General features: G+C 66.9%; 8 protein-coding genes. 3 read left to right on the top strand and 5 right to left on the bottom strand.

Annotation, left to right across the window (positions count from 1 at the left end):
• The 3 genes from AC1DVA_RS17820 to AC1DVA_RS17810 all read left to right on the top strand — a co-directional run.
• A partial coding sequence (locus AC1DVA_RS17820; RefSeq protein ID WP_476806766.1) for a porin occupies positions 1–1,268 on the top strand: 1,268 nt, incomplete at its 5' end.
• Positions 1,269–1,541: 273 nt separating this feature from the next.
• Positions 1,542–3,887, top strand: coding sequence for an OmpA family protein (locus tag AC1DVA_RS17815; RefSeq protein WP_476806765.1), 2,346 nt, complete (start codon positions 1,542–1,544; stop codon positions 3,885–3,887).
• A 9-nt stretch (positions 3,888–3,896) separates the two neighbouring features.
• Positions 3,897–4,601 carry a hypothetical protein gene (locus tag AC1DVA_RS17810; RefSeq protein ID WP_476806764.1) on the top strand — a complete coding sequence of 235 codons (705 nt, stop codon included), beginning with the start codon at positions 3,897–3,899 and terminating at the stop codon, positions 4,599–4,601.
• A gap of 79 nt (positions 4,602–4,680) precedes the next feature.
• Here the strand turns inward: AC1DVA_RS17810 and AC1DVA_RS17805 are convergent, their stop codons facing one another.
• From AC1DVA_RS17805 to AC1DVA_RS17785, 5 genes are all read right to left on the bottom strand, one after another.
• Positions 4,681–5,574 (bottom strand): alpha/beta fold hydrolase, encoded by an 894-nt coding sequence (locus AC1DVA_RS17805; protein ID WP_476806763.1) that lies wholly within the window; start codon positions 5,572–5,574, stop codon positions 4,681–4,683.
• Between the two features lie 81 nt (positions 5,575–5,655).
• Positions 5,656–6,081, bottom strand: a complete 426-nt coding sequence (locus AC1DVA_RS17800; protein ID WP_476806762.1) for a MarR family winged helix-turn-helix transcriptional regulator — start codon at positions 6,079–6,081, stop codon at positions 5,656–5,658.
• A gap of 11 nt (positions 6,082–6,092) precedes the next feature.
• Positions 6,093–7,388, bottom strand: coding sequence for an MFS transporter (locus tag AC1DVA_RS17795; protein ID WP_476806761.1), 1,296 nt, complete (start codon positions 7,386–7,388; stop codon positions 6,093–6,095).
• Positions 7,385–8,539: an amidohydrolase gene (locus AC1DVA_RS17790; RefSeq protein WP_265052779.1), complete on the bottom strand. Its 1,155-nt coding sequence runs from the start codon at positions 8,537–8,539 to the stop codon at positions 7,385–7,387. The genes AC1DVA_RS17795 and AC1DVA_RS17790 overlap by 4 nt, the downstream gene beginning before the upstream one ends.
• Positions 8,540–8,787: 248 nt before the next feature.
• The gene (locus AC1DVA_RS17785; RefSeq protein WP_476806760.1) at positions 8,788–10,866 is read right to left on the bottom strand and encodes a lytic transglycosylase domain-containing protein; all 2,079 of its coding nucleotides are present in this window, start codon (positions 10,864–10,866) and stop codon (positions 8,788–8,790) included.
• Positions 10,867–10,975: the final 109 nt, after the last annotated feature.

The following is a 10,975-nucleotide window of genomic DNA, read 5'->3' as shown; positions in this document are numbered from 1 at the left end:
ACGTTCGCGTCTGCACCGCTTACGGCGCTGGCTTCTTCTACATCCCCGGCACCGACTCCTGCCTGCGCATCTCGGGCCGCGTCCGCGCCGAGTACGCCGTCGGCGAGCGTTACAGCGACTTCCAGGATGCTTACGGCACTCGTGCTCGTGGCCGCCTGAACGTCGACGTCCGTACGCAGACCGCCTACGGCACGCTGCGCACCTTCATCCGCTATGAGCTGACCAACAACACCGGCATCTACAACGCCGGCACCGGTCCGTTCAACGTTGGCGCAGCCGTTCCGGGTCTGGTCCGTGGCGCTTCGTCGACCTCCACCACCTCGCTCCTCGATCTGGCCTTCGTCCAGTTCGGCCCGATCACCGCTGGTCGCGCTCAGTCGTTCTTCGACTTCTACGCTTCGGACCTGAACTTCGCTTCGATCCGTACGGCAGACTCGCGCGTCAACCTGTTGGCCTACACCGCCACCTTCGGTTCGGGCTTCTCGGCGACGGTGTCGCTCGAAGACCGCACCTCGGGCACGGTTGGTCGTGAGCTCGGCGGCATCATCCAGGATCCGATTCTGTTCGTGAACGGCGGCACTGCTGTCACCCAGGGTCAGGACTACCCGGATCTCATCGCCTCGCTGCGCGTCGATCAGGGTTGGGGCTCCGCTCAGCTGTCGGGCGCCGTCGGCCAGCGCAATTACGCCACGGCTTCGAACGTCACTGCAGTTAATGGTGACGAATTTGCCTGGGCCATCCAGGGCGGCGTCAAGATCAACCTGCCGTCGCTCGCCGCTGGCGATGCCCTGTGGCTGCAGGCCGCTTATGCGGACGGCGCTCTCGGCTACCTCGGCTGGTCCGGTGGCAGCTTCGGCCTCGGCCGTCTCGGCCGCCTGAGCCTGGCTGACGCCTCGATCAACCCGATCACCGGCAGCATCGATAACTCGACCGGCTGGTCGCTCGTCGCGGCGTTCCGCCACTTCTGGACCCCGACCATCCGCACCGAGATCAGCGCGTCGTACTCGGAACTCAAGCTTGGCTACAACGACAACTCGCAGCTCTTCGCTGTGTCGCGCTCGCTGGACCCCAAGGAGTTCCTGGTTGCTGCCAACCTGATCTGGTCGCCGGTTTCCGGCCTGGATATCGGTGTCGAAGTGCTCTACTCGCACCTCGACGTCCGTGCGCCGGTCGGTGTCGTCAGCAACGCCAACGTCCGCAGCGGCGTGCTCGGCATCAAGTCGGAAGACTCGATCTCCGGCCGCCTGCGCATCCAGCGCGACTTCTGATCGGTCTCCGATCTCAGTCGGAAGCCCCGGGGAAACCCGGGGCTTTTTTTATTGTCTGTGGGTTGCCGAGGCTTCGCGGTTGACGAGCGCGCATCGTCGGGCCTGATCTAGCGTATGCGCCGTTCTTGCTAGCAGTCTCAAAGAAGACGTGGAGCAAGGCGGCGGTTGGATCGATATCTACGGGGCGCCTGGTAAGCCATTGATAAGGTAGGGCAGTCGCGATCATCGGATGCCTGCGCCCACGCTGAGCGGACGCAGGGTAGGGGGCAAGACATGTCGCAGCCGGCGCGCTGGATCTGGGGGCTGATTCCGCTGGCTCTGCTATGGGGGGCGGGAAATCTCGGACTGGACGATGCGATCGAGCGCGACGTCGGTGCCCGGGCCGTGCAGGCCGTGGCCGCGGTTGCCGGCAAGACGCCGGGCGCTCGCCCGGTCGTGGCTCAGGTCGAGGGCCGGGACGTCACCATAGGCGGCGAGGTTCTCTCCACCGACGGCGCCAATAAGGCGATGTCGCAGCTTCGAAGCGAATTCGGCGTCCGCCGTGCGCTCGGAGGACTGTCCCAGGTCGTGGCACAGAAGCCTTACTCCTGGTTCGCCGCGCGCTCTGCGGACAATGTCGCGCTCGGCGGCTTCGTTCCGGATCTCGACACGGCCTCGGCCAATCTCGCAGCTGCCGGGCGCGCGCTACCGGGGCTGCGCATCGACGACCGCCAGATCGTCGCCTTCGGAGCGCCCGAAGGCTTCGCCGCGATGACCGCCTCCATGATCGCCGAATTGCCCAGATTGGCCTCGGGCCGGATCGCGCTCGACGATGGCCGCTTCTGCATCGAAGGCAAAGCCGCGAGTCCCGACGCGTTCCGCGCGCTCGAGGCTGCCGCGGCGCAGCCAGCTCATTCCGGATTCCGGGCCGTGACGTGCGATCTCGAGCCGCCGACCATCGCGCCTTATCGCTGGAGCGCCGAGCACAGCGCCGGCAACGCGCTCGTCCTGCGTGGTTTCTATCCGAATGAGGAGGTGCGCAGGCAGCTTCTCGACTCGGTGAAACGCGCCTTTGGAGCAGCCGTCCCCCTGCGCGACGAATTGCAGCCGGGCGCCGGTGCGCCGTCGGCGTTCCCCGAGAAGGTTGCCCGCGCTGCCGTAGATCTCGCCCGCCTCCGCGAGGGCAGGGCCGAGATCACTGGCGACGTCTACACGCTCTCCGGCAAAGGCCCGGACAGCTACGACGCCTGCCAGGCCCTGCGCCTGCAGATCGCCCAGATGGATGGGCCGGATTCGGTCGCGCGTGTCGCGGTCGATTGCCCACCGGAGCCGCCGCCGGTCCCTGTGGTCGTGCCCTTGCCTGAGGTGCCGGGCTTGATCCTGGACGATGTGCTGCCCGCCGCGCCCGCACCTCGTGACACCGCCGGGCCTGGGCTTTCGGCCTCTGGCACTGCTGCGCCACCGATGGCCTCCGGCGCGGTAGCCGGTGCGCCGGCAACCGCGCCGTCGGTTGCGGTCCCGCTCGATTGGACCGCGAGGCGCACCGATGGTCGCATCGCTCTGGAGGGAGCGCTGCCCAGCGAGCCGGTTCGGACCGGCGTCCTTACCGCTGCGCGCCGCCTGTTCGCGGAAACGGCGATCGACGACCTCATGGCTGTCGCGCCTGCGCTGCGCTCCGAACTCGACATCCCGGCATCGCTGTCTTTCGCGCTCGACGTGCTGTCGAAGCTGAAATCCGGCTCGGTGTCGGTTCGCGACAAGGCTTTCGTCATGGCGGGCGAGGTTGCGGACGCTGCGGGGCTCGCCGCGCTGCGCGACATCCTTGCCCGAGGGGCTCCGGCAGGCCTCAGCGTGCCGTCTTCTTTGCCGGATAGTATCGTGGTGCGGCCCTATGGCCTGGCGCTGTCCATGGACCGCACCGGCATGCGACTGTCCGGCTATCTGCCGGACGAGGCAATGCGGGCGGCCCTGCGTGGACTTATCGCGGATTCCCCGCTCAAGGACCGGCTCGAAGACACAGCGGTTGTCGTGCCGGGAGCTCCGCCCGGTTTCGGGGCCGCCATACGAACGGTTCTCACAGATCTGCTGCGTCTCGATCTCGGCTCGGCGTCTATCGAGGATGAGCGGATCGCCATCCGCGGCCTGACCTGCCGCGAACTGGTCAAGAGCGAGGTCGAGACCAGCGCGTCCTCAGGTCTGCCGCCGGGCTTCAAGGCCGATGCCGTAATCGGCCTGCGCCAGACCGGCTGTGTGGTCGATCCACCGGCGAGCTGCCAGAATGATCTCGACAATCTGACCAGGCAAAACACGGTCCTGTTCGGTCAGGGCACATCCGTCGTCGAGCTCGACACGACGACGGAGCGGGTGATCGGCGAGGCGGCGGCCATCCTCAAGAAATGCCCGCGCGCTCCGGTCACCATCGAGGGACACGCCAACCGTGACGGCGAGCGGCGCGGCTTCGACAATCAGGATCTGTCGCTGAGGCGAGCATTGCGCGTGCGCGAGGAGCTGACGCGGCGCGGCATCGATCCGGGCCAGCTCACGGTCAAGGCCTATGGCAGCGCGCGTCCGCTGGTGTCCTATGACACGTCGGAAGCCAAGACGATGAACCGCCGCGTGCAGTTCACCGTGGCGAAGTAGGAGGCGGACATGCTCTATCTCGCCAGCCAGTTCGTCTGGTTCCTCCTCGCCGCCTTTGGGCTGGGGCTGGCCATGGGCTGGATCAGCAACGATGGCGGAAAGCCGCGCCTGTGGAGCGGCGCCTGGACCGTCCTCGCTCTGCTCTGGGCGGGCGGTGCTGCCCTGACATGGTTCCAGTGGCTGAACGGCATGGCGGCGACGTGGGTCGAGTCCGCCTTGCTGTTCGTAGCGGCGTATTGGATCGGCTGCGTCTGCGCCAGCCTCGTTCCCAGGAGGATGGCTGCAGAGACTGCTCCAGTGGCTGCACAGAAATCGATGCCATCGTTGCCGATCCCACCGTCAGCCGCTGTGGCCGAGCCATCCGTTGCGAAGCCTGCCGGCGCGCTTGCGCCGGTTCCGAACGAGGCAGAACTGCCCGGCCAGCGCCCGTCAGGCCTCCCGACGGCCCGCAACGACAAGGCCGACGATCTCAAGTTGATCAAGGGTGTCGGCCGCCAGAACGAGGGTCGGCTGCATGGCCTCGGCATCTGGCATTTCGAGCAGATCGCCGCCTGGACCGCTGAGAACGTCGAATGGGTCGGCAGTTATCTCGCCTTTCCCGGCCGCATCGAGCGCGAGGACTGGGTCGGCCAAGCAAAGGTGCTTGCGGCAGGCGGGGAGCCGGAATTCGCCACCCGCGCCAAGGCGGGGGCTGGTCGAGACCTCACGGGATGACGGCTCCGCCGGCCTGGACAACGTTGCGGCCTTGCTCGAGGGCGAAACCAAGGCCGGACCCTCGAAATCCTGAACCGGTTCAGGCCGCGCACCGCTCGGCCCGGGCAATCAGCTTGCCGATGCGCCGGATCATCTCCTTCGAACCGAGCAGCGGGGCGTGGCCCTGACCGGGGGCGGTATAGATCTCGCAGTCGGAATGGCGCTCGGCCATGTCCTGCAATGTCTTTTCTGCCAGAAGGTCGGAATTGGCACCGCGGATCGCCAGCAACGGCACGGCCTTGAGGCCGTCGAAATAGGTCCACAACACCGGCAGCGGCGTCTCGAGGTCGAGCTCTTCGAGGACCTTCATCAGCTTGGTGTCGTAGTCCGGCCTGAGCGCGCCGTCGCGATCCGTCCAGGTCCGGCGGGCCATCACCTCCCATTCGGCTTCACTCAGCACCGGGAAATGCTGGTCGGAGAGCCTTTTCAGGATCTCGGCCCCTTCCGAAAAGCTGCGCGGCATCGGCAGCTTGCCGACATAGCCGCGGATGCGCAGCAGGCCGCGCGCGTCGATCACCGGGCCGACATCGTTGAGGACGGCGCCGCGGATCACGGCGGGGCGTGCGGCCGCCAGCGCCATGGTCAGAAGCCCGCCGCGCGAGGTGCCGACGAAGACGGCCTGTTCGACCCCCATCGCCACCAGCACCTGCATCAGGTCGTCGAGCTCGATGCGGATGTCGTAGTTCTTCCAGTCGCGGTCGTAGTCGGAGAGCCCGCGGCCGCGATAGTCGAGCGCCAGCACGCGGCGCGGCTTGGCGTCGTCCTGGGCAAAAGCCAGGGCCAGTTCGTGGAAATCGGCCGCCGTGCGCGCGAAACCGGGTAGGCAGATAATGGGCAGCGCGGGTGCTTCGAGCGGGCCGTAATCGCGCAGATGCAGCTTGAGTCCGTCGCGGGCGCTGACGAAGCGGGAAATGAAACCGGGCTCGGATGTCATGCAGGACTCGGAAAGGGCAAGGCGGATCCGCACCTAATCACGGTGGCGCCGGCTACGAAAGCCGGCTTGGACTGCCGGCCGTCAGGATGCGCCCCAGCCTTTCAGCTTGGCGAGGCAGCGATTGAGGCTGTCGAGTTCTTCCGGCGTGAGCACGGCGAGGAAATCGCGCTCCAGTTCCTCGCCCAGCCGGTCGGCCTCCTGACGGATGGCGGTCCCCTTTGCCGTCAGTCGGAGCGCGACGCGGCGAGCATCGGCGCTTTCGAGCTCGCGCTGGACGTAGCCTTGATCCACCAGCTTGCGCAGATGCTTGGAAACAAGCGTCTGTTCGATAAGGGCCCCGTCCGACAGCGCGCGGGACGACAGGCCCGGAGTGTCGCCGATCACGCGCATCACGCGCAACTCGCGGATATTGAGGCCGAGCCGCTCCTTGTAGACCCGCGAGGCCTTCGCCATCGCGGTCTGGCTCAACTGGTCGAGCCGAAAGGTCAGGAAGGGTTCGAGGGGCATCGCCGGCGGGGCTAGCGAGGGCTGCTTGTCCGGCTCGCCAGCCCGAGCGCAATCAGCGACAGCGCGGTGCAGGCAAGGAGATAGTAGGACGGAACCATGTCCGAGCCCGTCTTCGCCACCAGCCAGGTCAGGGTGAAGGGCGCGAGCCCGCCGAACAGCAGCACCACGACATTGTAGGCGATCGACATGCCGGTCGAGCGCACATCGGTCGGGAACATGCCGGCGAGCAGGCCGGGCGTCGGCGCCCAGATCGCCGCGATCGACAGCGCGCAGATCGCCTGTGCGATGAGCAGGCGTTCGAAGCTCGGTACAGCCACGACATAGGCCAACAGCGGATAGGACAGCAGCGCGAAGCTCAGCATGCCCAACAGCCAGACGCGGAAGGCGCTCCACCGGTCGGCGAGATGGCCCATGATCGGCACGAAGATGAACAGCAGGATGCCGCCGATCAGCGAGCTCAGCATCGCGCTGGTGAAGGGCAGCTTGAGCTGCCGCACCACATAGCCCGGCAGGAAGATGAACCAGACATAGTTCGAGGCCGTGCCGGGGATCATGATGCCGAAGCAGCGCAGCAGCGCGTTGCGGTGCTCGGCCAGCACGGCGCGGAACGGCGTCCGGCTGGCACTTTTGCCGCCCTCGCTCTCATATTCGGGAGATTCGTCGACGAAGCGGCGGATGTAGAAGCCGAGCGGCGTGATCAGCGATCCCAGCAGGAAGGGGATGCGCCAGCCCCAGCTCTGGAGTGCCTCGGGTGACAGCAGCGTCGCCAGCGCATAGCCGGAAAAGGCCGCGAGCGCGAGCGCCAGTGCCTGCGAGCACATCTGGAAGCTGCCGAAGGTCATCTTGCGGCCGGGCGGCGCGTATTCCACCAGCATCGCCGTGGCGGAGGCGAATTCGGCACCGACAGAGATGCCCTGCAGGATGCGGGCGATGATGACGAGGATCGGCGCGAGGATGCCGATCGTCGCATAGCTGGGCGTCAGCCCGATCAGCACGGTCGAGAATCCCATGATGAGGATCATCACCGTCAGGATCGGCTTGCGGCCGAAGCGGTCGGCATAGGTCGAGAGCAGCACGCCGCCGATAGGCCGGACGAGGAAGGAGATCGCGAAGGTCGCAGCCGTCAGCAGCGCCGAGACGAGCGGGTCGGAACTCGGGAAAAAGACCTGTGCGATGACCGTGGCGAAGAAGCCGTAGACCAGGAAGTCGTACCATTCGAGGCCGTTGCCGATCACCGAGGAGATCACGGCGCGCCGGACCATCGCGGGAGAGCGCGATTGCCCGATCTGGATGGTGGCGGCGGTCATGCGTTGGCTCCCGTCTGGCGCTCGACGAGACGGCACAGGATGCTGGCGCCGATCGGGAGCAGGCGGTCATCGAAATCGAAGGTCGGGTGGTGGCACATCGCGCCGGGCTGCCCGAGGAAGATATAGGCGCCGGGCCACTCGCGCAGCATCAGCGCGAAGTCGTCCGAGAAGGGCAGGGGCTTGAGATCGACCTTCACATTGGCCTCGCCGAGCACAGTGCCGGCGGCGGCCGCAGCCGCTTCCGCCGCACGCGGATCGTTGAGGCAGGGCGGGCAACCCGCCTTCTTCGTGCAGGTGATGGTGCAGCCCGACATCAGCGCGAAGCCGCGGCAGATCGCATCGAGCTTGTCGACGATGCGGGCTTCCGTCGCCGGGTCATAGGTGCGGATCGTGCCGCCGAGCTCGGCGGTATCCGGGATGACATTCGGGGCGGTGCCGGCCGAGAGCCTTCCGAGGCTGATGACGGCCGGCTCCATCGGGTCGACATGGCGTCCGACGATCGAGGAGATCTCGGTCGCGAGCCGCGCCGCGACCTGAAGCGGATCGACGGTGGTGTGCGGTGCCGCGCCGTGGCCGCCCACGCCCTTGACCTTGATCTCGAAGACGGTGGTGCCGCTCAGCGTCGGGCCGGATCGGACGGCCGCCGTTCCTTCCGCGTAGAGCGGGATGGTGTGCAGCGCGTAGACCTCGGAGCAAGGGAAGCGCTCGAATAGCCCATCGGCGATCATGCGCTCGGCGCCCTGTCCGACCTCCTCGGCCGGCTGGAAGATCAGATGCACCTTGCCGCGCTTGGGTGGGTTGGCGGCGAGATGGCGCGCCGCCGCGAGCAGCATCACCGTATGGCCGTCATGGCCGCAGCCGTGGAATGTCGTTTCCGTCGTCGAACTGTAGTCGAGCCCGGTCTCTTCATCCATCGGCAGGGCGTCCATATCGGCCCGGAGCCCGATGGTCGGCCCCTCGGCCGCGCCCTTGATGACGCCGACGAGACCGGTGCCGCCCAGCCCGCGATGCACCTCGATGCCGAAGGATTCCAGCGTCCGCGCGACGAAGTCCGAGGTTCGAAATTCCTGGAAGGCGATTTCGGGATGGGCGTGAAGGTCGCGGCGCCACGCCTGAAGCGTCGGCGCGAAATCGGCAATGTCCTGCAGCATCGAAACCCCTCCGCTGTCCGCAAAGGGTATTTGAAAATTTCAAATATTGCAACGGGCAGGAAAGATCATTGCCGCATCGGCAAATCTCCGGTGTGAATTTGACGTACGGCCGGAACCCCCGCCGTCATCCCGGGCGCAGCGAAGCGGAGGCCCGGGATCCATGCCCGAGCGTTTGCTGGAAAGGTCCAGGCATGGATCCCGGCACGGCTGAAAGCCGCTTGTCCGGGATGACGCGCGGTTTCAGGTCCTCAGTCGCGCTTGCCGCCGCGCTTCAAATCGTAGTCGATCAGATAGGCTGTGCGCTGGTTCAGTCGCTCGCGATAGACCTGCAAATTCTCCATCACGCGCTGGACGTAGTTGCGCGTCTCGGAGAACGGGATGCGCTCGACCCAGTCGACGGCGTCGACCTCCGGATCGCGCGGGTCGCCATAGGCGGCGATCCATTTCTTCACGTTCGGCGAGCCGGCGTTGTAAGCGGCGAAGCTCAGGATGTAGGAGCCGCGCCATTCCTTCAGCAGGTCGTTGAGATGGGCCGCGCCCATCCGCGCCGCGTAGAGCGGATCCTGTCCGAGCTTCTGCCAGTCGAAGGGCAGGCCGGCGCGCCGCGCCGTCTCGCGCGCCGTCGCCGGCATCATCTGCATCAGGCCGCGCGCACCGGCTTGCGACATCGCGGTCGGCTCGAAGGCGCTCTCCTGCCGGGCGATGGCGTGAACGATCGCCCTCTCCATCGGGTCGCCGAGCACGTCGAACTCCGGGATGCCGTTGGTCGGATAGGCGGCCATATCGAGTGGGAAACCGCGCTGCAGCGCCGCCTTACCGATGCCGACGAGCGCCCGCGCATCCGCCTCGCGACGGGCGATGGCCGCGACCGCCTCCAGCGCCTCGGTGGTGTGAAGGCGCTGCGCCAGGTCGTTCAGCATCGCGGTGGCGAGGTCGCGCTCGCCGATGCGGTAGAGCAAACGGACGCCGCGATGGCCAGGCAGCGCCTCGAGCCCGGCCGCGGCCGAACTCCTCAGCGGCAGGCCGGCCAAGCCCAGCTTGGCGCGCGCGAGTTGTCCGTAATAGGCGATCGGTTGCTCGGCGGCCTTGCTGAAGGAGGCCTTTGCCTCCTCGGTCTTGCCTAGTTCCTCATAGGCACGGCCCCGCCAATAGGCGGCGCGCGAGGCCGAGATCGGTGTCTCGGCGATGGCCGCCGCCGCGTCGAAATGCTTCAGGGCGACATCGGCCTTCTTGAGGAAGCGCAGCGCGACGAAGCCGGCATGCCATTCCGCTTCGATCCGCTCGGCCGCATCCTCGGCGCCATGGCCCGAGGAAACCTCATAGGCTTTTGCCGGCTGGCCGGCATCGATGAGCTTGCGCGAGATGATGCGCCGCTCTTCCCACCAGCCGTCGCCATCCCCGAGCAGCGCCGGATCGCGCGGGATGTTGGCGAGCGCCTTCACCGCATCGTCGAGCTTGTCGCCGCGGCGGGCCTGCTGCGCCTGCAGGAAGGCGAAGGAGACATCGCTGCGGAGCGAGGCCGGCACGGCCGCGATCAGCTTGTCGGAGATCGGCTGGCGCGCCTTCGCGCTGGCGAGGCGCGCTCTGGCCAGCACGACATAATCGGCCGAGACGCGAGCGGCATTGCGCAGTGCCGCCTCGCCGCTCTCCTTGAAAAGGAAGCGCTCGGTGCGCAGGCGATGGTCGTCCTTCGTCAGCGCCGTCTCGAACTCCTTCAGGACGATCTTCTCGAGCGCCTGCCCGAACGGATCGGTGCGCCAGCTCTTGCGTGCGAGAGCGGTCGCTTCGTCCGCGCGTCCCTCGTCCTTGAGAGCCAGAGCGAGGGCAATCCTTCCGGCCGGCGAGACCGGCTGCTGGCCATGGAAGAAGGTGCGCACCACCAGCGGGCTCTTCTTCTCGGCGATCAGCGCCTCTTCGGCGCGTCGTCGAAAACGGGTCGTGGCCGGATAATTCGGATGCTCGCGGAGGAAGGCGTCGATCCGCGAGAAGGACACGGAGCCCGCATTGGCGTGGATCGCCACCCATTCGAGCAGCGTGCGCGCCGCGCGGTCGTCGATCCGCGCAGCGAGATCGTCGCCCTCTCCGAGCGCGCCGCGGCGATAGGCGGCGACGGCCGCCTTCACGGCATCCGGATTGATCGCATCCTCGTCGCGCATGACGGCGGGTGGATAGGACGGCAGGGCGCCCGTGATCTCGATGTCGCCGATCATGGCGAGTTTGCGCTGGCTCACAAGCATGCCGTCGTCGCCCGCTCGCGTCGATGAGGCGCAGAGCAGGGCAGGCAGCAGCAGGCCGAGCAGTCTCCGCGCGGCGGCAGGCGAGGCCATGGCGGGTCTCCATCCTGTAGCAGGCATTGGTCGATGGTCGGTGAAGGGGGTTTATGAAGGTTTAACTATGAGGCCACGCATTTTCATGGGTTGCCGGCTTTGCCTTGGC

This window comes from Allobosea sp. P4_C6 (genome assembly GCF_056402015.1).
This window is presented reverse-complemented; position numbering and strand designations above follow the sequence as displayed.

Coding starts and splice junctions, on each gene's coding strand:
- AC1DVA_RS17815 (WP_476806765.1), top strand. CDS start 1,542: ATGTCGCAGCCGGCGCGCTGGATCTGGGGGCTGATTCCGCTGGCTCTG.
- AC1DVA_RS17810 (WP_476806764.1), top strand. CDS start 3,897: ATGCTCTATCTCGCCAGCCAGTTCGTCTGGTTCCTCCTCGCCGCCTTT.
- AC1DVA_RS17805 (WP_476806763.1), bottom strand. CDS start 5,574: ATGACATCCGAGCCCGGTTTCATTTCCCGCTTCGTCAGCGCCCGCGAC.
- AC1DVA_RS17800 (WP_476806762.1), bottom strand. CDS start 6,081: ATGCCCCTCGAACCCTTCCTGACCTTTCGGCTCGACCAGTTGAGCCAG.
- AC1DVA_RS17795 (WP_476806761.1), bottom strand. CDS start 7,388: ATGACCGCCGCCACCATCCAGATCGGGCAATCGCGCTCTCCCGCGATG.
- AC1DVA_RS17790 (WP_265052779.1), bottom strand. CDS start 8,539: ATGCTGCAGGACATTGCCGATTTCGCGCCGACGCTTCAGGCGTGGCGC.
- AC1DVA_RS17785 (WP_476806760.1), bottom strand. CDS start 10,866: ATGGCCTCGCCTGCCGCCGCGCGGAGACTGCTCGGCCTGCTGCTGCCT.